Annotated in this window: 20 protein-coding genes, 1 riboswitch and 1 other annotated feature; of the genes, 14 read left to right on the top strand and 6 right to left on the bottom strand. The window is 33.9% G+C overall.

What is annotated here, in order from left to right; genetic code table 11:
- Window positions 1–8: 8 nt before the first annotated feature.
- The 5 genes from rsmG to rpmH form a co-directional block, all read right to left on the bottom strand.
- Window positions 9–731, bottom strand: a complete 723-nt coding sequence (rsmG, locus tag HMPREF2578_RS08140) for a 16S rRNA (guanine(527)-N(7))-methyltransferase RsmG (protein WP_017175626.1) — start codon at window positions 729–731, stop codon at window positions 9–11.
- Window positions 731–2,608, bottom strand: coding sequence for a tRNA uridine-5-carboxymethylaminomethyl(34) synthesis enzyme MnmG (gene mnmG / locus HMPREF2578_RS08135; RefSeq protein ID WP_017175625.1), 1,878 nt, complete (start codon window positions 2,606–2,608; stop codon window positions 731–733). Before mnmG ends, rsmG begins: the two co-directional genes overlap by 1 nt.
- A 70-nt stretch (window positions 2,609–2,678) precedes the next feature.
- Window positions 2,679–4,058, bottom strand: a complete 1,380-nt coding sequence (mnmE, locus tag HMPREF2578_RS08130) for a tRNA uridine-5-carboxymethylaminomethyl(34) synthesis GTPase MnmE (RefSeq protein ID WP_017175624.1) — start codon at window positions 4,056–4,058, stop codon at window positions 2,679–2,681.
- Window positions 4,059–4,198: 140 nt separating this feature from the next.
- Window positions 4,199–4,543 carry a ribonuclease P protein component gene (gene rnpA, locus HMPREF2578_RS08125; RefSeq protein ID WP_017175623.1) on the bottom strand — a complete coding sequence of 115 codons (345 nt, stop codon included), beginning with the start codon at window positions 4,541–4,543 and terminating at the stop codon, window positions 4,199–4,201.
- A 98-nt stretch (window positions 4,544–4,641) separates the two neighbouring features.
- Entirely contained in the window at window positions 4,642–4,779 is a 138-nt protein-coding gene (gene rpmH, locus HMPREF2578_RS08120) for a 50S ribosomal protein L34 (RefSeq protein WP_000240855.1), read from the bottom strand.
- A 692-nt stretch (window positions 4,780–5,471) separates the two neighbouring features.
- Between rpmH and dnaA the strand changes: the two genes are divergently transcribed.
- From dnaA to gyrA, 6 genes are all read left to right on the top strand, one after another.
- Window positions 5,472–6,824 (top strand): chromosomal replication initiator protein DnaA, encoded by a 1,353-nt coding sequence (gene dnaA, locus HMPREF2578_RS08115; RefSeq protein WP_002488122.1) that lies wholly within the window; start codon window positions 5,472–5,474, stop codon window positions 6,822–6,824.
- A 289-nt stretch (window positions 6,825–7,113) separates the two neighbouring features.
- Complete coding sequence (gene dnaN / locus HMPREF2578_RS08110; RefSeq protein ID WP_025987126.1) at window positions 7,114–8,247, top strand: DNA polymerase III subunit beta; 1,134 nt, start codon at window positions 7,114–7,116, stop codon at window positions 8,245–8,247.
- A gap of 359 nt (window positions 8,248–8,606) precedes the next feature.
- On the top strand, window positions 8,607–8,849 hold the full coding sequence (yaaA, locus tag HMPREF2578_RS08105; protein ID WP_170999996.1) for a S4 domain-containing protein YaaA: 243 nt from the start codon (window positions 8,607–8,609) through the stop codon (window positions 8,847–8,849).
- Window positions 8,846–9,961 carry a DNA replication/repair protein RecF gene (recF, locus tag HMPREF2578_RS08100; RefSeq protein ID WP_017175622.1) on the top strand — a complete coding sequence of 372 codons (1,116 nt, stop codon included), beginning with the start codon at window positions 8,846–8,848 and terminating at the stop codon, window positions 9,959–9,961. The genes yaaA and recF overlap by 4 nt, the downstream gene beginning before the upstream one ends.
- A gap of 9 nt (window positions 9,962–9,970) precedes the next feature.
- A complete protein-coding gene (gene gyrB / locus HMPREF2578_RS08095; protein ID WP_019834694.1) occupies window positions 9,971–11,905 on the top strand; it encodes a DNA topoisomerase (ATP-hydrolyzing) subunit B in 1,935 nt (644 codons plus the stop codon).
- Between the two features lie 41 nt (window positions 11,906–11,946).
- Window positions 11,947–14,601 (top strand): DNA gyrase subunit A, encoded by a 2,655-nt coding sequence (gyrA, locus tag HMPREF2578_RS08090; RefSeq protein ID WP_070508386.1) that lies wholly within the window; start codon window positions 11,947–11,949, stop codon window positions 14,599–14,601.
- Between the two features lie 48 nt (window positions 14,602–14,649).
- On the opposite strand, the gene HMPREF2578_RS08085 is transcribed toward gyrA, so the two are convergent.
- The gene (locus HMPREF2578_RS08085) at window positions 14,650–15,462 is read right to left on the bottom strand and encodes an NAD(P)H-hydrate dehydratase (protein ID WP_002488487.1); all 813 of its coding nucleotides are present in this window, start codon (window positions 15,460–15,462) and stop codon (window positions 14,650–14,652) included.
- 270 nt (window positions 15,463–15,732) lie between these two features.
- Window positions 15,733–15,936: a binding site (T-box leader), on the top strand.
- A gap of 75 nt (window positions 15,937–16,011) precedes the next feature.
- Here HMPREF2578_RS08085 and serS point away from each other — a divergent pair.
- The 8 genes from serS (at window position 16,012) to dnaB (ending at window position 24,777) form a co-directional block, all read left to right on the top strand.
- Window positions 16,012–17,295: a serine--tRNA ligase gene (gene serS / locus HMPREF2578_RS08080; RefSeq protein ID WP_002488451.1), complete on the top strand. Its 1,284-nt coding sequence runs from the start codon at window positions 16,012–16,014 to the stop codon at window positions 17,293–17,295.
- A gap of 286 nt (window positions 17,296–17,581) precedes the next feature.
- Window positions 17,582–18,277 (top strand): AzlC family ABC transporter permease, encoded by a 696-nt coding sequence (locus tag HMPREF2578_RS08075; protein ID WP_049418820.1) that lies wholly within the window; start codon window positions 17,582–17,584, stop codon window positions 18,275–18,277.
- Window positions 18,274–18,603 carry an AzlD domain-containing protein gene (locus tag HMPREF2578_RS08070; protein WP_070508385.1) on the top strand — a complete coding sequence of 110 codons (330 nt, stop codon included), beginning with the start codon at window positions 18,274–18,276 and terminating at the stop codon, window positions 18,601–18,603. Before HMPREF2578_RS08075 ends, HMPREF2578_RS08070 begins: the two co-directional genes overlap by 4 nt.
- Window positions 18,604–18,688: 85 nt before the next feature.
- Window positions 18,689–18,789, top strand: a riboswitch (SAM riboswitch).
- A 71-nt stretch (window positions 18,790–18,860) separates the two neighbouring features.
- Window positions 18,861–19,829, top strand: a complete 969-nt coding sequence (locus HMPREF2578_RS08065) for a homoserine O-acetyltransferase MetX (RefSeq protein ID WP_017175617.1) — start codon at window positions 18,861–18,863, stop codon at window positions 19,827–19,829.
- A gap of 89 nt (window positions 19,830–19,918) precedes the next feature.
- On the top strand, window positions 19,919–20,830 hold the full coding sequence (locus HMPREF2578_RS08060; RefSeq protein WP_070508384.1) for a YybS family protein: 912 nt from the start codon (window positions 19,919–19,921) through the stop codon (window positions 20,828–20,830).
- Between the two features lie 27 nt (window positions 20,831–20,857).
- Window positions 20,858–22,825 (top strand): DHH family phosphoesterase, encoded by a 1,968-nt coding sequence (locus tag HMPREF2578_RS08055; protein WP_017175615.1) that lies wholly within the window; start codon window positions 20,858–20,860, stop codon window positions 22,823–22,825.
- A complete protein-coding gene (gene rplI / locus HMPREF2578_RS08050; RefSeq protein ID WP_002488452.1) occupies window positions 22,822–23,268 on the top strand; it encodes a 50S ribosomal protein L9 in 447 nt (148 codons plus the stop codon). Before HMPREF2578_RS08055 ends, rplI begins: the two co-directional genes overlap by 4 nt.
- A 108-nt stretch (window positions 23,269–23,376) precedes the next feature.
- Window positions 23,377–24,777: a replicative DNA helicase gene (gene dnaB / locus HMPREF2578_RS08045; protein WP_002449507.1), complete on the top strand. Its 1,401-nt coding sequence runs from the start codon at window positions 23,377–23,379 to the stop codon at window positions 24,775–24,777.
- Window positions 24,778–24,817 lie beyond the last annotated feature (40 nt).

Below are 24,817 nucleotides of genomic sequence, written 5' to 3'. Positions count from 1 at the left end.
AAAATTGATTAATTTTCTAATAAAGGAGCTTTATTAGGTGTACCAGGTTTTCTAGGATATTTTTTAGGTGTTTGACGGCGCTTATCAACTATAATCATTTGTCTTTCACCTGCATCTTCTGGTAAATCAAATGTGTAAGAATCACTATACTCTCCACCTAAGATGCTTATACCAAATTGTGCTTCTGCTAATTCTTCTTCACCTTTTGCAGACTTTAATGCAATAAACTGCCCGCCTTTTTTAACTAACGGCAAGCATAACTCACTTAGAACAGTAAGTCTTGCCACTGCACGTGCTGTTACCACATCATATGTTTCTCTATTGACACCTTTACCAAATGTTTCTGCTCGATCATGAACAAAACTTACTTGTGTTAATCCAAGTTCAACTGCTAAATGATTTAAAAACTGAATACGTTTATTTAATGAATCGACAATGGTTACTTTCAATTCTGGAAAAACAATTTTTAAAGGAATACTTGGAAATCCAGCACCAGCCCCTACATCACAAAGTGTTAGTGGTTGATTAAAATCATAGTAAAATCCAGCTGTAATAGAATCATAGAAATGTTTCAAGTAAACTTCATGCTCATCAGTAATACTTGTTAAATTCATTTTTTCATTCCATTCAACAAGCAAACGATAATAGGTTTGAAATTGTTGTTGTTGTTGTTCTGTTAATTCAATCCCTTGCTCACTTAACGCTTTTGTTAACCATTCGATGCCACTCATTAATTTTTCACCCTTTGTAATTTACCTTGTTCTAAATATACAAGTAAGATAGAAATATCTGCAGGATTAACACCTGAAATACGTGATGCTTGCGCAATATTTAATGGTTTAACCTCTGCTAATTTTTCTCGTGCTTCAGTGGCTAAACTATCCACTTTACTATAATCTAAGTCTTCTGGAATTTTCTTTTCTTCCATACGTTTAACTTTTTCAACTTGTTGTAATGATTTATTGATGTAACCTTCATATTTCGTTTGAATTTCAACTTGTTCTTCTACCGCTTTTGGTAACTGATGTGTTTCTTCTAATATCTCTAAAATTGTATCATACGTCATTTCAGGACGACGCAATAAATCAATGGCTAAGATACCATCTTTTAAGCGTGAACCACCATGAGCTTCAATCACAGATTGCGTATGTTCATTTGGTTTAATACGGATATTTGATAAACGGTCAATTTCATCTTGAATTTGTTGACGTTTATCATTAAAACGTGCATAACGTTCTTCAGAAATCATGCCTAAGTCATAACCAATATCAGTTAAACGTAAGTCGGCATTATCATGACGTAATAATAAGCGATATTCAGCACGAGAAGTCAATAAACGATAAGGCTCATTCGTTCCTTTTGTTACTAAATCATCAATTAAGACACCAATATAAGCATCTGAACGACTTAGAATTTTTTCGCCTGTACCTAATACGTTCCCTGCAGCATTAATACCTGCCATAATGCCTTGGCCTGCTGCTTCTTCATAACCAGATGTACCATTAATTTGCCCTGCAGTGTATAAGTTTTTAATCATTTTAGTTTCTAATGTTGGCCATAATTGTGTTGGCACAATCGCATCATATTCAATCGCGTAACCTGCACGCATCATATCTGCTTTTTCAAGACCTGGAATAGTAGCCAACATTTGACGTTGAACATGTTCAGGAAGACTGGTTGATAAGCCTTGCACATAAACTTCATTCGTATTACGTCCTTCAGGTTCTAAGAAAAGTTGATGACGTGGTTTGTCGTTGAAACGTACAAATTTATCTTCAATAGATGGACAATAACGTGGACCTGTACCTTTAATCATACCTGAATACATGGCTGATAAATGTAAATTATCATCAATAACTTTATGTGTACGATCATTTGTATACGTGAGCCAACAAGGTAGTTGGTCTAAAATGTATTCGGTAGTTTCAAAACTAAACGCACGACCAACGTCATCGCCAGGTTGAATCTCAGTTTTAGAATAGTCGATGGTTTTAGAATTCACACGTGGCGGTGTACCTGTTTTAAAACGCACAACTTCAAACCCAAGTTCTCTTAAGTTATCAGCTAATGAAATAGATGGAAGTTGATGGTTTGGACCACTTGAATATTTCATTTTACCTAAAATGATTTCTCCACGTAAAAATGTACCTGTCGTGATAACTACAGCTTTCGCATGATACTCTGTACCTATATTCGTACGTACACCTTTAACTTCATCATTTTCAATCAATAATTCGTCTACCATGCCTTGCATGATATCTAAGTTATCTTCATCTTCAATGACACGTTTCATTTCTTGTTGATAAAGCACTTTATCAGCTTGAGCACGTAATGCACGAACTGCTGGACCTTTACCAGTATTAAGCATACGCATTTGAATGTGTGTTTTATCAATGGCTTTAGCCATTTGGCCACCTAATGCGTCGATTTCACGTACTACTATTCCTTTTGCTGGGCCACCGACTGATGGGTTACATGGCATAAAGGCGATATTATCTAAGTTAATGGTTAACATTAACGTTTTAGCACCACGTCTTGCTGAAGCTAATCCCGCTTCAATTCCAGCGTGACCGGCACCAATAACAATTACGTCATATTCTTGAACCATTGAATTGACCTCCCTATTTTTTCCTTAATTATTATTATTCATTTTAGACTACTGACCGTCTTAATTTTTATTATTTACCTAAACAGAATTGACTAAATAGCTGATTAATTAATTCATCACTTGCTGATTCTCCAATAATTTCTCCTAATATTTCCCATGTACGAGTTAAATCAATTTGAACCATATCCATAGGAATACCAGCTTCAGCTGCATCAATGGCATCTTGAATTGTTTGTCTTGCTTGTTTTAAAAGTGAGATATGTCTAGAGTTTGAAACATACGTCATATCTTGATTTTGTACTTCTCCACCAAAGAATAAATCTCTGATTTGTAATTCTAATTCGTCGATACCTTCTTGTTTTAACATTGATGTTTGAATAAGTGATGTGTCCCCTATCATAGTTTTAACTTCTTCAATATCTAATCGACGTTCTAAATCTGTTTTATTAACGATAACAATAGCATCTTCATTTTTTATGACTTCATATAATGTACGATCTTCTTCAGTTAAAGGCTCGTTATTATTTAATACAAAAAGAATTAAATCCGCTTCACTTAATGCTTTACGTGAGCGCTCTACGCCTATTTTTTCTACAATATCTTCAGTATCACGAATACCTGCTGTATCAACAAGTCTTAATGGGACACCACGTACATTAACGTATTCTTCTAATACATCTCGAGTTGTTCCAGCTACTTCAGTGACAATGGCTTTATTATCTTGAATAAGATTATTTAGCATTGAAGATTTACCTACATTCGGTTTACCGACAATCACTGTAGATAATCCTTCTCTCATAATCTTACCTTGAGTTCCCGTTTCTAATAATTGATCAATTTCATTTTTAATTTTTTTAGACTGCGCAAGTAAAAATTCCGTTGTTGCATCTTCAACATCATCATATTCTGGATAATCAATGTTCACTTCAACTTGGGCAAGAATTTCCAATATCGATTGACGTTGTCGTTTAATTAAATCACTCAAACGACCTTCAATTTGATTCATTGCAACTTTAGAGGCTCTATCCGTTTTAGAACGAATGAAGTCCATGACTGCTTCTGCTTGAGATAAGTCAATTCGACCATTTAAAAACGCACGCTTAGTATATTCGCCGGGTTCCGCCATTCTAGCGCCATGTGTCATGGTAAGTTCTAGTATGCGATTAATTGTCAAAATACCCCCATGACAATTAATTTCAATAATATCTTCACGTGTAAAGGTTTTTGGTGCACGTAAAACTGAAATCATCACTTCTTCTACAACTTCATCTGTCTCAGGATCTATAATATGGCCGTAATTAATAGTGTGTGATGGAACATCTTTTAATTTTTTCTTTCCTTTATATAACTTATCGCCTATTTCAACCGCTTCTGGACCAGACAACCGTACAATACCAATTGCACCTTCTCCCATTGGAGTTGAAATACTTGTAATTGTATCAAAATCCATTATCCATTCTCGCCTCCCTAGTTAAGTAAAATTTCAATATAATATTGTAATAAGTTTCTAATTAAATTGCGAATATATTGTTTTATAACCTACTGGTTAGTATTCGGTTTGTCTAACATTAGACTTCCGTTAGTCTAACTTTACTTAATTCTCTTATTAAATACCTTTGCTATTTTCAATACATGTTCTAAACTGCCTTGAATCTCTAAAGTTGACATATTTTTAGCAGGTTGTCTCGCTATTACAATAATATCTTTTGAAATCATATCTTGCTTATGCACTTTAAAATTTTCTCTAATGGCACGCTTAATACGATTTCGAGTTACAGCATTTCCGATTTTCTTAGAAACGCTAATGCCTAAGCGAAAATGTTCATACTCATTGTTTAATGTATACACAACAAATTGTCTATTGGCTACAGATTTTCCCTTTTTATAAATTTTTTGGAACTCACTATTCCTTTTTATACGATAAGCTTTCTCCACGCTTAAATCACTCGCTTACATTGTTCTTTATGTTACATTCATCTATTAAAATGTGTGGGTTTAAAACGAAAAAAAAGACCACTGAGAAGTCAGTGATCTTATGCTGATAAAACTTTACGGCCTTTACGACGACGACGCGCTAAAACTTTACGGCCATTTTTAGTGCTCATACGTTTTCTGAAACCATGAACTTTACTATGTTTACGTTTATTTGGTTGATAAGTACGTTTTACCATGCAAAACACCTCCATCTACATATTATATCTCGTTCACTAAATCTACTTCTAATGAACCTGACTATTTTAATAGATAAATGATAATTGTTAATATCAAATAATTTTGATTTAATTCGATTTTATCTAGTCATAATTCAAGCAACTACTACAATATAACAAATTACCATTTATAAAGCAAGCAGCTTTTGAAACCAATTAATGAATTTCAAGACGCTCTTTTAGTTATATCACTTTTATTTTTTAATATTTATACATTTCATTGATTTAGTAGTTTCTCAATTTTATACATATTTAATACACGTTTATAAATTATTTCCCAAACCTGTTATAGTACATTAAATTATGGTATCATTTTTTATCCACTTATTCACATATAGTATTTAATTTTTTGTGGATAATCAATAGCATATTCACAGATTTATACCAAATTTACAAACATATTCACAGCCATTTGACATCTATTGCAGTTAAAAAGTATAATTGTGTGGATAAGTCGTCTGAATCATTTATCTTATAGGATTTTTTTATAAATTCTATACGTGTTTTTACTGTGTATAAATCATAGCATATATAAAGTTATCCACCGAATGTGATTAACTTGTGGATAATTATTAACATGCTGTGATTATTTTTATCCACGCTTATAAAAACTGTGTATAAGTCTTAAATTTATAGAAAGATGGAGTTTATATATGTCGGAACAAGAAATTTGGAAAAAGGTATTAGAAGTAGCTGAGTCAGAGATTTCGAAAACAACGTTTAATACGTTTTTAAAAGACACTGAACTTAAAGAAATTCGCGACAATGTTGCTTACATCTTTGTTATTCATGAGTTTTATGCTGATTGGTTAAACTCAAATTATAAAGATGTAATTCAAACAATTATGAAAGACATCATTGGTTATGAAGTTGATCCAAAATTTTACACTGCTGAACAACTCGCTGAACTTGATGAAACGAGTCGTAAACAATCAAATACTGTAAACAAAACGTCTGCCATTGATGATAGCCATGATGATATCGATCAATTTAATACGCATAATACGTTTGATACATTTGTGATTGGTCCTGGCAACCGCTTCCCACATGCAGCAAGCTTAGCTGTAGCTGAAGCACCTGCACAAGCTTATAATCCATTATTTATCTATGGAGGCGTAGGATTAGGGAAAACGCATTTAATGCATGCCATTGGTCATCACGTACTAAGTAATAAACCGAATGCCAAAGTGCTTTATACTTCAAGCGAAAAGTTTACAAATGATTTTATTAAATCCATTCGTAACAATGAACCTGAAGCATTTAGAGAAAAATATAGAAATATCGATGTATTATTAATTGATGATATTCAATTCATTCAAAATAAAGAACAAACACAAGAAGAATTTTTCCACACATTTAATGAATTACATCAAAATAAAAAACAAATTGTTATTTCAAGTGATCGTCCACCTAAAGAAATAGCAAAACTTGAAGATCGCTTACGTTCTCGATTTGAATGGGGTCTCATTGTTGATATCACGCCACCAGATTATGAAACACGTATGGCCATCTTGCAGAAAAAAATCGAAGAAGAGAACTTAGAAATTCCAGCAGAAGCATTGAATTATATTGCAAATCAAATTCAATCAAATATTCGTGAACTTGAAGGAGCTTTAACGCGTTTACTTGCCTATTCAAAATTACAAGGTAAACCGATTACAACAGAACTTGCTGCTGAAGCATTAAAAGATATTATTCAAGTTCCCAAATCTAAAAAAATCTCGATTCAAGATATTCAAAAAGTAGTTGGGCATTATTACAATGTACGCATCGAAGATTTTAGTGCTAAGAAAAGAACAAAGTCGATTGCATATCCACGACAAATCGCAATGTATCTATCTAGAGAATTAACTGATTTTTCATTACCAAAAATTGGTGAGGAATTTGGAGGACGCGATCATACTACAGTTATTCACGCACACGAAAAAATTTCGAATGATATTAAGGCGGATCCAATTTTCAAACAAGAAGTCGAAGATTTAGAAAAAGAAATACGTAAACAGTAATAGGAAATATGAATCTGTTATATAACAGCATTGCTAAAATATGACATTCAATATCAAAGATGATTGTGCTTCTAAATAATTTTATAAATATAGCAAGAATCTAGAAAAGGTTAAATTGTGGATAATGTGAAGAAGTAATACACATCATTAACAACTTATCCACATGTGTATAACTTTGATATAAAAGGCGTTTCATGAGATATCCACTAATCCACAAGCCCTACTACTATTACTATGATTTTAAAACCTATATAATTTAAGTATAAACGACTGGAAGGAGTTTAAATTAATAATGGAATTTACAATAAAAAGAGATTACTTTATCACACAATTGAATGATACATTAAAGGCAATCTCACCAAGAACAACTTTACCAATTTTAACAGGTATCAAAATTGATGCTAAAGATAATAACGTTATCTTAACTGGTTCTGACTCAGAAATTTCAATTGAAATCACGATTCCTAAACAAGTAGATGGAGAAGATATTGTTGATATTACTGAAACTGGATCAGTGGTTCTTCCTGGTCGTTTCTTTGTTGACATCATTAAAAAATTACCAGGCAAAGATGTTAAATTATCAACAAATGAACAGTTTCAAACCCTTATCACATCAGGACATTCAGAATTTAATTTAAGTGGTTTAGATCCTGAACAATATCCATTATTACCGCAAGTATCACGTGATGATGCAATTCAATTATCTGTAAAAGTACTTAAAAACATTATTGCGCAAACAAACTTTGCAGTGTCCACCTCAGAAACACGCCCAGTTTTAACTGGTGTGAACTGGCTTATACAAGATAATGAATTAATATGCACTGCTACGGATTCACACCGCTTGGCTGTAAGAAAATTAAAGCTTGAAGATGAATCGGAAAATAAAAATGTTATTATTCCAGGTAAAGCATTATCTGAATTAAATAAAATTATGAGTGATAATGATGAAGACATCGATATCTTCTTTGCATCTAATCAAGTATTGTTCAAGGTCGGTAACGTAAACTTTATTTCACGTTTATTAGAAGGTCATTATCCTGATACAACACGTCTTTTCCCTGAAAACTATGAAATCAAATTAGGATTAGATAACGGAGAATTCTATCATGCGATAGATCGTGCGTCATTACTTGCACGTGAAGGCGGAAATAACGTAATTAAATTAAGTACTGGAAATGAGGTTGTAGAATTATCATCTACATCACCAGAAATCGGTACAGTAAAAGAAGAAGTTACAGCAACTGATGTTGAAGGTGGCAATTTGAAAATTTCATTCAACTCAAAATATATGATGGACGCATTAAAAGCAATTGATAATGATGAAGTTGAAGTAGAATTCTTTGGTACGATGAAACCATTTATCTTAAAACCAAAAGCAGATGATTCAGTCACTCAACTCATTTTACCAATCAGAACATACTAGTCATTAAAGATTAATTAAAAAGTTAAAGTAGAACAGAGTTCTTATTGAATTACTGTTCTACTTTTTTATTGATTAAAACAGTGATTTTAAACTATCTCAGAGGTTCATAGTGAAGCTAAATTTAGTAAAACGTGGTTTTTATCTACAACTCATTATATTCGCTGAAATAGGCCTTAAAATTAAAAATTGAGATATTGTCTCTGATTATTTTTGTCATAATTTCAAAAAATCATCTATTTTTTACATAACAATTTAAAATAACAAAAACTTATTTAAAAGTAAACGGTTTCACACTTCATTTTAAATGAAATTTATTCCTAAAAAAGGTATAATATAGTAATGATATATAAAGAAATGGAGTGATTATTTTGGTTCAAGAAGTAATAGTTGAAGGCGAGATTACGTTAGGTCAATTTCTTAAAACAGAAGGTATCATCGAATCAGGTGGACAAGCAAAATGGTTCTTACAAGATTACGATGTTTTATTAAATGGCGAACGTGAAACACGTCGTGGAAAAAAGCTAGCTGACCAAGATCGTATCGACTTCCCTGATATTCCAGATATCGATTCATTTATTATTATTCATCAAGGTGAGCAATGAAGCTTAAAACACTCCAATTAGAAAACTATCGTAACTATGAAGCGGTTACGTTAAATTGTCATCCTGAAGTGAATATTCTTATTGGAGAAAATGCACAGGGAAAGACAAATTTACTTGAATCAATTTACGTCCTTGCTTTAGCTAAAAGTCACCGAACCTCCAATGACAAGGAACTTATACGGTTTAACTCTGAGTATGCTAAAATAGAGGGTGAGCTAAGTTATAGACACGGAACCATGCCATTAACGATGTATATAACTAAAAAAGGTAAACAAGTTAAAGTGAACCACTTGGAACAAAGTCGACTAACACAGTATGTTGGACATCTAAATGTGGTTCTTTTTGCACCTGAAGACTTAAATATTGTTAAAGGTTCTCCTCAAATTAGAAGACGATTTATAGATATGGAATTAGGGCAAATTTCTGCAGTATATCTCAACGATTTAGCTCAATATCAACGTATTCTCAAACAAAAAAATAATTATCTTAAGCAGTTACAACTTGGTCAAAAAACAGATAAAACGATGCTAGAGGTTTTAAATCAACAATTTGCACAATATGCGCTTAATGTCACTTTAAGACGTGAGCAATTTATTGAAGAATTAGAGGCTTTAGCACAGCCTATCCACGCTGGTATTACGAACCAACGTGAAACATTATCTCTAAAATATTTACCAAGTATTAAACTTAGCGATACAAGTAAAAATAAGAGTGAATTATTAGATGAAGTCATCACGTTATTGAATGAATATCAACAACGTGAAATGGATAGAGCAGTATGTTTATACGGTCCACATAGAGATGACTTAGGATTTAATGTGAATGACATGGATGCTCAAACCTATGGATCTCAAGGTCAACAAAGAACAACCGCTTTATCAATTAAACTAGCAGAAATAGAATTAATGAACATTGAAGTCGGAGAATATCCGATTTTATTATTAGACGATGTCTTAAGTGAACTTGATGATTCTCGTCAGACGCATTTACTCAGTACAATTCAACATAAAGTACAAACCTTCGTAACAACTACATCGGTAGACGGTATTGATCATGAAATCATGAATAATGCGAAACTTTACCGAATTAATCAAGGTGAAATTATTAAGTAATAGAAAGTGATGGTGAATACATTGTCAGATGTAAACAACACAGATAATTATGGTGCTGGACAAATACAGGTATTAGAAGGACTTGAAGCGGTACGTAAACGCCCTGGTATGTATATTGGCTCAACTTCAGAAAGAGGTTTGCATCATTTGGTATGGGAAATCGTTGATAACAGTATTGACGAAGCGCTAGCTGGATATGCTAATCAAATTGAAGTAGTGATTGAGAATGACAACTGGATTAAAGTGACTGACAATGGTCGTGGTATTCCTGTCGATATTCAAGAAAAAATGGGACGTCCCGCAGTAGAAGTTATTCTTACTGTACTTCATGCCGGAGGTAAATTCGGTGGTGGCGGATACAAAGTATCTGGTGGACTACATGGTGTAGGTTCATCTGTAGTAAATGCGTTATCACAAGATTTAGAAGTGTATGTACACCGTAATGAAACAATTTATCATCAAGCATACAAAAAAGGCGTGCCTCAATTTGATCTTAAAGAAATAGGTAGTACGGATAAAACAGGTACAGTGATTCGCTTTAAAGCAGATAGTGAAATCTTTTCAGAAACAACAGTTTATAATTATGAAACACTTCAAAAACGTATTAGAGAATTAGCATTCTTAAATAAAGGTATTTCAATTACACTAAGAGACGAACGTGAAGATGAAGAACAACGTGAAGACACGTATCATTATGAAGGTGGTATTAAATCTTACGTTGAATTACTGAACGAAAATAAAGAACCTATTCATGACGAACCTATTTATATTCATCAGTCAAAAGATGATATCGAAGTAGAAATTGCAATACAATACAATAGCGGTTATGCTACAAACTTATTATCCTATGCGAATAATATCCACACATATGAAGGTGGTACACATGAAGATGGCTTTAAACGTGCACTTACACGTGTCTTAAACAGTTATGGGACTCAAAGTAAGATTATTAAAGATGATAAAGAACGTCTTTCAGGTGAAGATACACGTGAAGGTTTAACAGCAGTTGTCTCTATAAAACATGGTAATCCACAATTCGAAGGTCAAACGAAGACGAAATTAGGTAACTCTGAAGTACGTCAAATCGTTGATCGATTATTTTCAGAACACTTTGAACGCTTTTTATATGAGAATCCAAATGTTGCAAGAATCATTGTTGAAAAAGGAATCATGGCGTCAAGAGCACGTGTAGCAGCTAAAAAAGCGCGTGAAGTGACACGTCGTAAATCAGCATTAGAAATTTCAAGTTTACCTGGTAAACTGGCAGACTGTTCAAGTAAAAATCCTGATGAAAGTGAAATTTTCTTAGTTGAGGGTGACTCTGCCGGGGGGTCTACAAAAGAAGGTCGTGACTCAAAAACACAAGCGATTTTACCGTTGAGAGGTAAAATATTAAATGTGGAAAAAGCACGTTTAGATCGTATTTTAAATAACAATGAAATCCGTCAAATGATTACAGCATTTGGTACAGGTATAGGTGGCGAGTTTGATATTTCTAAAGCCCGTTATCATAAGATTGTTATCATGACAGATGCTGATGTAGATGGTGCGCATATTCGCACATTATTACTTACATTCTTCTACAGATTTATGCGTCCATTAATTGAGGCTGGGTATGTATACATCGCTCAACCACCATTGTATAAGCTAACACAAGGTAAACAAAAATATTACGTCTTTAACGATCGTGAATTGGATAAATTAAAAGCTGAACTAAATCCTACTCCAAAATGGCAAATTTCTCGTTACAAAGGTTTAGGTGAAATGAATGCCGATCAATTATGGGAAACAACAATGAATCCTGAAAATCGTATGATGTTACAAGTAAAACTTGAAGATGCAGTAGAAGCGGATCAAACATTTGAAATGTTAATGGGTGACGTTGTTGAAAATCGTAGACAATTTATCGAAGATAATGCAGTTTATGCTAATTTAGATTTCTAATTTAACTTAATGTGAACTGACTATAAAAGGAGGATATCTTGATGGCTGATTCTCTACCACAATCAAGAATTAATGAAAGAAATATAACCAACGAAATGCGCGAATCATTTTTAGACTATGCGATGAGCGTTATCGTTTCACGTGCATTACCAGATGTACGTGATGGTTTAAAACCTGTACATCGTCGTATTTTATATGGTCTAAATGAACAAGGAATGACTCCAGACAAACCTTATAAAAAATCAGCACGTATTGTTGGGGACGTTATGGGGAAATATCATCCACACGGCGACTCTTCAATTTATGATGCTATGGTAAGAATGGCACAAACCTTTAGCTATCGTTATCCTCTTGTTGATGGTCAAGGTAACTTTGGTTCAATGGATGGTGACGGTGCTGCGGCAATGCGTTATACCGAAGCAAAAATGACCAAAATCACATTAGAACTGTTACGTGATATCAATAAAGATACTATTGATTTCTTAGATAACTATGATGGTACAGAAAGAGAGCCCGAAGTCTTACCTTCTCGTTTCCCTAACCTTTTAGTGAATGGTGCTTCAGGTATTGCGGTTGGTATGGCTACAAATATTCCACCACACAATTTAACAGAAGTCATTGACGGAGTCTTACGTTTAAGTCAAAATCCTGATATCACAATCTCAGAATTGATGGAAGATATTCAAGGTCCTGATTTTCCAACTTCTGGCTTAATTTTAGGTAAAAGTGGCATTAGACGTGCCTATGAAACTGGTCGTGGATCAATTCAAATGCGTGCACGTGCATCAATAGAAGAACGTGGCGGTGGTCGTCAGCGTATTGTTGTGACTGAAATTCCATATCAAGTGAATAAAGCAAGAATGATTGAGAAAATTGCAGAATTAGCGCGTGAGAAAAGAATTGAAGGTATTACAGATCTTCGTGACGAAACAAGTTTACGTACAGGGGTAAGAGTTGTTATTGAGGTACGTAAAGATGCCAATGCAAATGTTATTTTAAATAATTTATATAAACACACACCATTACAAACATCATTTGGTGTAAATATGATTGCCCTTGTGAATGGTCGACCTAAATTAATTAACTTAAAAGAAGCGCTTGTTGAATATTTAGAACATCAAAAAACAGTTGTACGTCGTCGTACAGAATACAATTTGAAAAAAGCGAAAGATCGTGCACATATCTTAGAAGGTTTAAGAATTGCGCTTGATCACATTGATGAAATTATTTCTATTATTCGTGAGTCTGACACAGATAAAGTGGCGATGGAAACATTGCAAGAACGTTTTAAATTGTCTGAACGTCAAGCTCAAGCCATTTTAGATATGCGTTTACGTCGTTTAACTGGGTTAGAGCGCGATAAAATTGAAAATGAGTATAATGAATTATTAAGTTATATTGCAGAATTAGAAGAGATTTTAGCAAATGAAGATGTATTACTTCAACTTGTTCGTGATGAGCTTACAGAAATTAAAGAACGTTTCGGTGACGAACGTCGTACTGAAATTCAATTGGGTGGTTTAGATCACTTAGAAGATGAAGACTTAATCCCTGAAGAACAAATTGTCATCACTTTAAGTCATAACAACTATATTAAACGTTTACCTGTATCTACATATCGTTCACAAAACAGAGGTGGACGAGGTGTACAAGGTATGAATACCTTAGAAGAAGACTTTGTCAGTCAACTTGTAACATTAAGTACACATGATAATGTTTTATTCTTTACGAATAAAGGCCGTGTTTATAAGTTGAAAGGATACGAAGTACCTGAATTATCTCGTCAATCTAAAGGTATTCCAGTCATTAATGCGATTGAGCTTGAAAATGATGAAGTGATTAGTACGATGATTGCCGTAAGAGATTTAGAAGATGAGAACAGTTTCTTAGTCTTTGCTACTAAAAAAGGTATTGTTAAACGTTCTGCATTAAGCAATTTCTCTCATATTAATAAGAATGGTAAAATTGCGATTGGCTTTAAAGAAGATGATGAATTGATTGCAGTTCGTCTTACTGATGGTAAACAAGATATTTTACTTGGTACAGCACATGCCTCATTAATTCGATTCCCTGAAAATAGTTTACGCCCACTAGGTCGTACAGCTTCAGGTGTGAGAGGTATTTCTCTAAGAGAAAATGACGTAGTCGTAGGTTTAGACGTAGCCTATGCTGAAAGTGAAGATGAAGTTCTAGTCGTTACTGAAAAAGGTTATGGTAAACGAACACCTGTAAGTGAATATCGTTTATCTAATCGTGGCGGTAAAGGTATAAAAACAGCTAAAATTACAGAACGTAATGGTAATGTTGTATGTATTACAACGGTAAGCGGTCAAGAAGATTTAATGATTGTAACAGATGGTGGTATTATTATTCGTCTACAAGTTGAAGATATTTCTCAAAATGGCCGTGCCACACAAGGTGTGCGATTAATGAAATTAGGCGATAATCAAGCCGTATCAACTGTTGCGAAAGTCATTGATAAAACTGAAGATGAAGCTGCAACTGAAGCGGCACAACAAACAGAAAATGCGAGTGCTCAAACTACAGAAAGTGCAAATGAACAAGTGATAGATGATACGACACCTGGTAATGCTTTGCATACTGAATCTGATGAAGATGATGAACGCATCGAAGTAAGACAAGATTTCATGGACCGTGTAAATGAAGATATTGAGAATGATTCAAATCAGAATTAAATATAAAAATAAGACTTCCCACATATAGGGAAGTCTTATTTTTATTATTTATCGTTCTAATTCTTTCATTACATAAGGAATTTGATTAATTAATTTTGAAGGGGGCACAACGTACATTTTTTCAGAAAGTTTTTCACCAATATAACTGTGAATATAAGTTGCGCTCGTAACGGCATCTTGTAAGCTATCAAATTGACCTACAAAACTTGTAATCATACCAGCTAATGTATCACCCATACCACCTGTAGCCATTGCAGGTGTGCCAATTGGTAATTTGTATTCTTTATCTTTAAAGAAGATTTCTGTACCGTGTTTTTTTAGTACTACAGTAGCACCTAATTTATCCACAGCTTCTCTATTTCTTTCATACGTTTGTTCTTCAATAGGAATACCACTTAGACGTTCCCATTCTTTTTGATGTGGTGTAAAGATAACACGACATGTAGGAATATCAGGTTTAAGTTTACAAAATATTGTAATTGCATCACCATCTACAATTAAGTTTTGGTGGGGTTGAATATTTTGTAGTAAGAAAGTAATCGCATTATTTCCTTTAAAATCAACGCCAAGACCTGGTCCAATTAAAATACTATCTGTATTCTCAATCATTTTTGTTAACATTTTAGTATCATTAATATCTATTACCATTGCTTCAGGACAACGTGAATGAATGGCTGCATGATTAGTAGGATGTGTGGCTACAGTAATTAAACCACTTCCACTAAAAAGACATGCACGGGCAGCTAACATGATTGCTCCGCCTAAATTTGCACTACCACCAATTAAAAGAATTTTTCCATAATCACCTTTATGCGTTTCGTCATTACGTTTAGGAATTGTCACATTAGTTAATGTTTCCATATGATGAATCCTCCCTATTTAGATTCGAAAGTCATAACTTCTATATATTAAATCAATGAAATGATGAGTTATTAAGACAAGCGAAAATATCATGTGCGTTTTAAATACAATAGAAAATATTATACCTGCTTAAGCGTTTCGTCAACACTATTTTAAATAAATTTATAAATGCTAAAATTGACAGAATATTAACGTATATAGTTTGTTATATTTGAATGAGGGAACTGCTTGAAAATTATATATGACTTTGCTATATTAAAATTAAGTTAATAAAGTATTGTTCGTAGGCTAAGTAACATAAGGGTATTAATTTCAGAGAGCTTGTGGTTAGTGTAAACAAGTAATTAATTTTTATGCGAATCTACCTACTTATATTGAACAATCGGTTTTAACCGTTATCGATAGTGGAGTGCAATTTAGTTTATTTAATTAAATTGTTAAATAGGGTGGCAACGCGTAGACCACGTCCCTTGTATGGGGATGTGGTCTTTTTTTATTTTAAATCGCTATGGTCACTCAATATAAATTTTTTGGAAGGATGAATATTATATGTTAGACATCAAGCAATTCAGAGACGAAACGGACAAAGTTAAGAGCAAAATTGAATTACGAGGAGATGATTCAAAGGTTGTTGATGAAGTATTAGAATTAGATAATCAACGTCGTGATTTAATTGGTAAAACAGAAGAAATGAAAGCACGTCGTAACAAAGTAAGTGATCAAATCGCTGAAAAAAAACGTAACAAAGAAGATGCGGATGACGTCATTAAAGAAATGCGTGAATTAGGCGATGAAATTAAAGAAAATGATGCAAAATTAAATGAAGTAGATAATAAAATTCGTGATATCTTAATTCGTATTCCAAACTTAATTGCAGATGACGTACCACAAGGTGCTGACGACACTGAAAATGTTGAATTAAAAAAATGGGGTACGCCTCGTGAATTTGATTTTGAACCAAAAGCGCACTGGGATTTAGTAGAAGAATTAAAAATGGCTGATTTCGAACGTGCTGCAAAAGTATCAGGTGCGCGCTTCGTTTATTTAACTAAAGATGGTGCTTTATTAGAACGTGCATTAATGAACTATATGTTAACAAAACATACAACACAACATGGTTATACAGAAATGATGACACCTCAATTGGTAAATGCAGATACAATGTTTGGTACAGGCCAATTACCTAAATTTGAAGAAGATTTATTCAAAGTTGAAAAAGAAGGCTTATACACAATTCCAACTGCAGAAGTGCCATTAACAAACTTCTATAGAAATGAAATTATCCAACCTGGTGTGTTACCAGAAAAATTCACTGGTCAAACTGCATGTTTCCGTAGTGAAGCGGGATCAGCTGGTAGAGATACAAGAGGTTTAATTCGTTTACATCAATTCGATAAAGTTGAAATGGTGCGTTTTGAAAAACCTGAAGATTCTTGGGATGCATTAGAAGATATGACTCAAAATGCCGAAGCAATTTTAGAAGAATTAAAATTACCATATCGTCGCGTGATCTTATGTACTGGAGATATTGGCTTCAGCGCAAGTAAAACATATGACTTAGAAGTATGGTTACCAAGTTACAATGACTACAAAGAAATTAGTTCTTGCTCAAACTGTACTGATTTCCAAGCTCGTCGTGCTAACATTCGTTTCAAACGTGATGCTTCTTCTAAACCAGAATTAGTACACACATTAAATGGTAGTGGACTTGCAGTAGGTCGTACATTTGCAGCTATCGTAGAAAACTACCAAAACGAAGATGGTTCAATTACAATTCCAGAAGCACTTGTACCATTTATGGGCGGCAAAACAGAAATTCGTCCAGTCAACTAATCATTAAATAGAATTCAACTCATAAAGTGATAGAGTGACGTAGTCCTCTATCGCTTTATTTATTTTTATATTAAATAAGACTGCCCTGAGAAAAGTGATTTTAAAAATATCGAAAATTTCTGATATTTTTAAAACGTTGAAGTATCAATGTTTCTAAACGACCTTCTCTCTAACCTCACTCAAACGGACGTCTAAAGATATTGAAGCGTCTATTAGATTATATTAGACTGAATTTAATTAAAATATATAGTCAATTTGAAAATACATATATAAAGGGGGAGCTAACATGACGTCACATGTAACATTTCAACAAGGGGTCCAAGAATGTATTCCAACACTACTAGGATACATCGGTATAGGACTATCATTTGGCATCGTGGCAGCTTCTCAAGATTTTAGTGTTCTAGAAATTCTTCTGTTATGTTTACTGGTTTATGCAGGCGCAGCACAATTTATTATTTGTGCTTTAGTCATTACTGGTACACCTATATCAGCAATCGTGTTAACAACGTTAATTGTGAATTCCCGCTTCTTTTTATTGTCTATGACATTATCACCTAATTATAAAGATTACGGTATATGGAATCGTTTAGCTTTGTCTTCTATTCTTACTGACGAGACATTTGGCGTTGCTATAACACCACACTTAAAAGGGGAAACAATTAATGACCGATGGTTACATGGATTAAATATTACTGCTTATTCATTTTGGGCAATAGCTTGTGTGTTAGGAGCAGTCTTTGGGAAATACATCTCTCATCCTGAAATGTTAGGGTTAGACTTTGCGATTACAGCCATGTTTATTTTCTTGGCTATGGCTCAATTTGAAACGATTACACGTTCCAAAGTAAGTATATATATCGTATTAATTGCGTTCGTTATTGTAATGATGTTCATTTTAAGTTGGTTGATGCCCTCTTATGTGGCCATTCTTGTTACATCAATTTGTGCTGCAACACTTGGGGTGGTGATGGATCGATGACAATAACTGGACATATGCTTTTACTTATCGTTTTGTGTGGATTAGTGACATTAATTGTACGTGTCGTACCCTTTTTAATGATTTCACGTATTCAACTGTCAGAAACAGTCATCAAATGGCTGTCATTTATTCCGATTTCATTATTCACTGCGTTAGTTATTGATAGTTTTATCGTTCAACATAAAGGCATGCAGGGCTTTGAAATAAATATTCCATTCATTGTAGCAACCATTCCTACAGTCATTATCGCAGTTGTGACGCGTAGTCTAACCATCACTATTATTGTTGGTATTGTATTCATTGCAGCTATACGATGGTTCTTTTAATCCATTTATTTACTGCGCATTGAAGTTAACCAGACAATTGTATTAAAATAAATTTAAATTAAACAATACAATCAATATATAGATACTCTTATTTTGAGAAGTTGAGGGAATTGGCCCTATGAAACTTCAGCAACCGACAAATCATTGTACGGTGCTACAACCAACGAGATACTCGAATGATAAGTACTAAAGTATTATCGCTTCACACTTTTAAAATTAAGAGTAGAAGCGATTTTTTTATTCTAAGGAGGCATAGCATGACAAATTATACAGTAGATACATTACATTTAGGTGCTTTTACAACAGAATCAGGTGAAACAATTGAGAATCTAAAATTGCGTTATGAGCACGTAGGTTATTCGGGACAACCGCTTGTTGTGGTTTGTCATGCTCTGACTGGGAATCATTTAACTTATGGTACAGATGAACATCCTGGATGGTGGCGTGAAATCATTGATGGTGGTTATATGCCAATCTATGATTATCAGTTTCTTACTTTTAATGTTATTGGAAGTCCTTTTGGTTCAAGCTCCCCATTAAACGATGCTCATTTTCCTAAAACAATAACATTAAGAGATATCGTTAAGGCAATTGAATTGGGAATAAAGGCCCTTGGATTTACTAAAATCGATATTTTAATTGGTGGCAGTTTAGGTGGCATGCAGGTGATGGAATTATTATATAATCATCAATTCGAAGTAGATAAGGCAGTCATCTTAGCAGCTACAGATAAAACTTCTTCATACAGTCGTGCTTTCAATGAAATTGCACGTGAAGCGATTCATATTGGAGGTAAAGAGGGACTTAGTATTGCAAGACAACTTGGATTCTTAACATATCGTTCTTCAAAAAGTTATGACGCGCGTTTCACACCAGATGAAGTAGTCAATTATCAACGTTATCAAGGCAATAAGTTTAAAGAATCCTACGATTTATCGTGTTACTTAACGATGTTGAATGTCTTAGATAGTCATCATCTTGATCGTCAGCGCGATGATGTGGATGAGGTCTTCCAATCTTTAAATACAAAAGTACTAACTATGGGCTTTACAGATGACTTGTTATATCCAGATGATCAAGTCAGAGCAGTAGGAGAACGTTTTAAATATCATCGTCACTTTTTTGTTCCAGACAACGTAGGCCATGATGGTTTTTTACTTAATTTTAATGACTGGGCACCTAACTTGTATCACTTTTTAAAAGTTTCGAAATTCAAACGAAAATAATAGATAAGAGAACAGTTAACACATTTGTTTAATTTGAATATAGAGGTTAAAATAGACGTTATAGTCAAAAAAGTATAGGAGTGGCGAATGTGTTTTCAAAAGTACATCCTAAAGCAATGATTATAGGAACTATCGTGCTTGTAACAGTTGCTTTAGTTACGTATGTATTGCCAATAATTGGTCTGATTCTATGTTTATTCGCTACCATTCCAGGGATTATCATGTGGCATAAATCAATTGCTACATTTGGAATTGGAGCTTTACTCACTGTAGTCATCACGACCTTATTAGGGAATACCTTTGTATTAAGTGCCATGATTCTAGTTTTATTACTAAGTTTTGTAATTGGCCAATTATTAAAAGAACGTACATCTAAAGAACGCATCTTATATATTACAACAATGTATATAAGTATTGTGACGTTAATTGCATTTATGTTATTACAAGCGTTCAAAAAGATTCCAAATACCGAAGTATTGATTAAACCAGCAAAAGACGCAATGAACAATGCGATTGTAAATTCAGGCGTTGAATCAGATTATAAGATCATCTTAGAAGAAGGATTTCGTCAAATGGCTGTTCAACTTCCAAGTTACATCATTATTATGGTCTTTCTTTTAGTTTTAATTAATATCATCATTACATTTCCAATTTTACGCAAATTCAAAGTAGCAACACCTATGTTTAGACCTTTATTTGCTTGGCAGATGAATCGCACATTATTATGGATTTACATGATTGTGCTAGTATGTGTGATGTTTGCGATGAAACCAAGTATATTCCAAAGTATCGTATTGAATTTCGAAGTTGTGTTATCATTATTAATGTATATCCAAGGATTGAGTTTGATTCATTTCTTTGGAAAGGCCAAACGATTACCTGATGCGATATCTATATTATTAATGGTCGTGGGGACAGTGATTTCACCCTTTACGCATATCGTATCATTACTTGGCGTACTTGATTTAGGAATTAACTTAAAACGAATGATTAAAAAATGACTTTAAAAAGTGAATAGAGGTGGAAGAATGAACCGTCAATCCACTAAAAAAGCATTGCTTATTCCTTACATTTTGATGGTGCTTACGGCAATTGCAATTGTTATTGTAGGGTTTATATTTAAACCTTTAATTGCAACGTTTACGGCGATTGCTTTAATCATTATGATCGTCATTAGTGCGGTATTGATTAAACAAGCATTATCAAAAATGGATCATTATGTGGATAATCTGAGTGGTCATATTTCAGCAGGAAGTAATAAAGCAATTAAACGCATGCCAATTGGTTTAGTTGTGATTGATGCTGACGATCACATCGAATGGATCAACCAATATATGTCTGAACATCTAGAAACGAATGTCATCTCAGAACCAGTCAATGAAGTTTTTCCGAATATTCTTAAGCAACTTGAAAGAATACAAGAAATAGAAATCGAACATGGTCAGTACCATTATCATGTGCGTTATTCTGAAGAAGAACGTTGTTTATATTTCTTCGATATTACAGAAGAAGTACATACAAATGAATTATATGAAGAATCAAAGCCTATCATTGCAACGTTGTTTTTAGATAACTACGATGAAATTACACAAAATATGAATGACACACAACGTTCTGAAATCAACTCAATGGTGACACGTATTATTAGTCGATGGGCAACTGAATATAACATTTATTTTAAACGTTATAGTTCAGATCAATTCGTAGCGTATTTAAACCAAAAAATCTTAGCAGAAATAGAAGATTCTAATTTTGATATTCTAAGTCAGTTACGTGAAAAAAGTGTAGGCTATCGTGCACAATTGACATTAAGTATTGGTGTTGGTGAAGGTACCGAAGATTTAATTGAACTTGGTGAATTATCTCAATCAGGACTTGATTTAGCCTTAGGTCGTGGAGGAGACCAAGTTGCAATTAAAAACATGAATGGTAATGTCCGCTTTTACGGAGGTAAGACTGACCCGATGGAAAAACGAACACGTGTTAGAGCACGTGTTATCTCTCACGCATTGAAAGATATCTTAACTGAAGGCGACAAAGTGATTATTATGGGACATAAACGTCCCGACTTAGATGCGGTTGGCGCAGCTATTGGAGTATCTCGATTTGCGTCAATGAATAATTTAGAAGCATATGTGGTACTTAATGAAGAAGATATCGATCCAACATTAAGTCGTGTGATGGAAGAAATTGATAAAAAACCTGAATTGAAAGAACGATTTGTGACATCTGATGAGGCTTGGGATATGATGACGTCAAAAACAACGGTTGTTGTGGTAGACACACATAAACCTGAAATGGTATTAGATGAAAATATTTTAAATAAAGCGAATCGTAAAGTAGTCATTGATCATCATAGACGTGGAGAAAGCTTTATTTCAAATCCATTACTCGTTTATATGGAACCTTATGCAAGTTCAACTGCAGAACTTGTCACAGAGTTATTAGAATATCAGCCAACAGAACAACGTTTATCACGTTTAGAATCTACAATTATGTATGCAGGTATTATTGTTGATACACGTAATTTTACATTACGAACAGGTTCAAGAACGTTTGATGCGGCAAGTTATTTACGTGCGCATGGTGCCGATACAATCTTAACGCAACAATTCCTTAAAGATGATGTTGATACGTATATTAATCGTTCTGAATTGATACGTACAGTTGAAGTTCAAGATCACGGTGTCGCGATTGCTCACGGTTCTAATGATAAAATCTATCATCCTGTAACAGTTGCACAAGCTGCGGATGAATTGTTAAGTTTAGAAGGCATTGAAGCTTCTTACGTTGTAGCGAAACGTGAAGATAATCTTATTGGTATTTCAGCACGTTCATTAGGCGGTATTAATGTTCAATTAACAATGGAAGCCTTAGGTGGCGGAGGTCACTTAACAAATGCTGCAACGCAAATAAAAGGTGTCACTATAGAAGAAGCAATCGAGCAATTACAACAAGCAATTACTGAACAAATGAGTAGGAGTGAAGATACATGAAAGTAATATTTACACAAGATGTTAAAGGTAAAGGTAAAAAAGGTGAAGTTAAAGACGTGCCAGTAGGTTACGCAAATAACTTTTTATTAAAAAATAAATATGCTGTTGAAGCAACACCAGGTAATTTAAAACAATTAGAACAACAAAATAGACGTGCTGAAGCGGATAGACAACAAGAAATCGATGATGCTAAAGCATTAAAAGCAAAATTAGAAGATATCGAAGTTGAAGTAAGTGCTAAAACTGGTGAAGGCGGTAAATTGTTTGGTTCTATTAGTACAAAACAAATTGCTGACGCATTAAAAAATCAACACGATATTAAAATTGATAAACGTAAAATGGATTTACCACACGGTATTCACGCGTTAGGTTATACTAATGTACCTGTTAAATTAGACAAAGAAGTTGAAGGTACAATTCGCGTACACACTGTAGAAAAATAAAAAGATTTAGGACAAATAGGTAGTCCATTCTTTTAAAAGCAATTCATAGAAAGATATAATGTTGCACTAGCATGTCGAAAATTTTAAGATAGATGGGTGTAATGATTGATGGATAATATGTATGATCAAAGACAAATGCCCCATAACAATGAAGCTGAACAGTCTGTCTTAGGTGCAATTATTTTAGATCCAGAATTAATAGGTTCGACTCAGGAGGTATTACTTCCTGAGTCGTTTTATAGAGGTGCACACCAACATATCTTTAGAGCAATGATGAACTTAAACGAAGATGCTCATGAGATTGATGTAGTCACGTTAATGGAACAATTAACGAAAGAAGGTACATTAAGTGAGGCTGGTGGCCCTCAATATTTAGCTGAATTATCGAATAATGTACCGACGACACGTAATATTGAATACTATAGAAATATAGTTGCTAATCTTGCGCTTAAACGTCGATTAATTCAAACAGCTGACAGCATTGCGAATGATGGGTATAATAATGAGCTTGAATTAGATGCTATTTTAAGTGATGCTGAAAAACGTATTCTTGAACTCTCAGCAAACCGTCAAAGTGATGGATTTAAAGATATTAGAGATGTCTTAGGTCAAGTATATGAGACTGCAGAGGAACTTGATCAAAATAGTGGGCAAACGCCGGGTATTCCTACTGGATACCGCGATTTAGACCAGATGACTGCGGGCTTTAATAGAAATGATTTAATTATTTTAGCAGCCCGTCCTTCTGTAGGTAAGACTGCCTTCGCACTTAATATCGCTCAAAAAGTAGCCACTCATGAAGATAACTATACAGTAGGTATTTTCTCACTTGAAATGGGTGCCGATCAACTTGCGACACGTATGATTTGTAGTTCAGGAAATGTAGATTCTAACCGTTTAAGAACAGGGACAATGACAGAAGAAGACTGGAATCGATTTACGATTGCAGTAGGTAAATTATCGAGAACAAAGATTTTTATTGATGATACACCAGGAATTCGTATTACAGATTTACGATCAAAGTGTCGTCGTCTTAAACAAGAACATGGTCTTGATATGATTGTCATTGACTATCTACAACTTATTCAAGGGAGTGGCTCACGCTTTTCAGATAATAGACAACAAGAAGTCTCTGAAATCTCACGTACGTTAAAAGCCATCGCTCGTGAATTAGAATGTCCCGTTATCGCACTGAGTCAGTTATCTCGTGGCGTAGAACAACGTCAAGATAAACGACCAATGATGAGTGATATTCGTGAATCAGGATCAATTGAGCAAGACGCAGATATTGTTGCGTTCTTGTATCGTGATGATTATTATAATCGAGGCGATGGTGAAGAAGATGACGATAGTACGCAGTTCGAACCTCAATCCAATGACGATAATGGTGAGATTGAAATTATTATTGCCAAACAACGTAACGGCCCGACAGGCACAGTGAAGTTACACTTTATGAAACAATATAATAAATTTACAGACATTGATTATGCACATGCAGACATGTCATAAAAATATTTTTTACCGTACATTATTATTATTTTTAATATAA

Origin of the sequence: Staphylococcus sp. HMSC072H03 (assembly GCF_001809305.1) — a bacterium.
GTDB lineage: Bacteria > Bacillota > Bacilli > Staphylococcales > Staphylococcaceae > Staphylococcus > Staphylococcus hominis.
Note: the sequence above shows the minus strand (reverse complement) of the source record. Positions and strands in the feature narration are given on the sequence as shown.

Excerpts from the sequence above, each read along its gene's own strand:
- mnmE (WP_017175624.1), bottom strand. The coding sequence starts at position 4,058 with ATGGATTTTGATACAATTACAAGTATTTCAACTCCAATGGGAGAAGGT.
- HMPREF2578_RS08075 (WP_049418820.1), top strand. The coding sequence starts at position 17,582 with ATGACGTCACATGTAACATTTCAACAAGGGGTCCAAGAATGTATTCCA.
- rsmG (WP_017175626.1), bottom strand. The coding sequence starts at position 731 with ATGAGTGGCATCGAATGGTTAACAAAAGCGTTAAGTGAGCAAGGGATT.
- HMPREF2578_RS08065 (WP_017175617.1), top strand. The coding sequence starts at position 18,861 with ATGACAAATTATACAGTAGATACATTACATTTAGGTGCTTTTACAACA.
- mnmG (WP_017175625.1), bottom strand. The coding sequence starts at position 2,608 with ATGGTTCAAGAATATGACGTAATTGTTATTGGTGCCGGTCACGCTGGA.
- serS (WP_002488451.1), top strand. The coding sequence starts at position 16,012 with ATGTTAGACATCAAGCAATTCAGAGACGAAACGGACAAAGTTAAGAGC.
- HMPREF2578_RS08055 (WP_017175615.1), top strand. The coding sequence starts at position 20,858 with ATGAACCGTCAATCCACTAAAAAAGCATTGCTTATTCCTTACATTTTG.
- gyrA (WP_070508386.1), top strand. The coding sequence starts at position 11,947 with ATGGCTGATTCTCTACCACAATCAAGAATTAATGAAAGAAATATAACC.
- HMPREF2578_RS08070 (WP_070508385.1), top strand. The coding sequence starts at position 18,274 with ATGACAATAACTGGACATATGCTTTTACTTATCGTTTTGTGTGGATTA.
- rpmH (WP_000240855.1), bottom strand. The coding sequence starts at position 4,779 with ATGGTAAAACGTACTTATCAACCAAATAAACGTAAACATAGTAAAGTT.
- rplI (WP_002488452.1), top strand. The coding sequence starts at position 22,822 with ATGAAAGTAATATTTACACAAGATGTTAAAGGTAAAGGTAAAAAAGGT.
- HMPREF2578_RS08085 (WP_002488487.1), bottom strand. The coding sequence starts at position 15,462 with ATGGAAACATTAACTAATGTGACAATTCCTAAACGTAATGACGAAACG.
- recF (WP_017175622.1), top strand. The coding sequence starts at position 8,846 with ATGAAGCTTAAAACACTCCAATTAGAAAACTATCGTAACTATGAAGCG.
- dnaB (WP_002449507.1), top strand. The coding sequence starts at position 23,377 with ATGGATAATATGTATGATCAAAGACAAATGCCCCATAACAATGAAGCT.
- gyrB (WP_019834694.1), top strand. The coding sequence starts at position 9,971 with ATGGTGAATACATTGTCAGATGTAAACAACACAGATAATTATGGTGCT.
- dnaA (WP_002488122.1), top strand. The coding sequence starts at position 5,472 with ATGTCGGAACAAGAAATTTGGAAAAAGGTATTAGAAGTAGCTGAGTCA.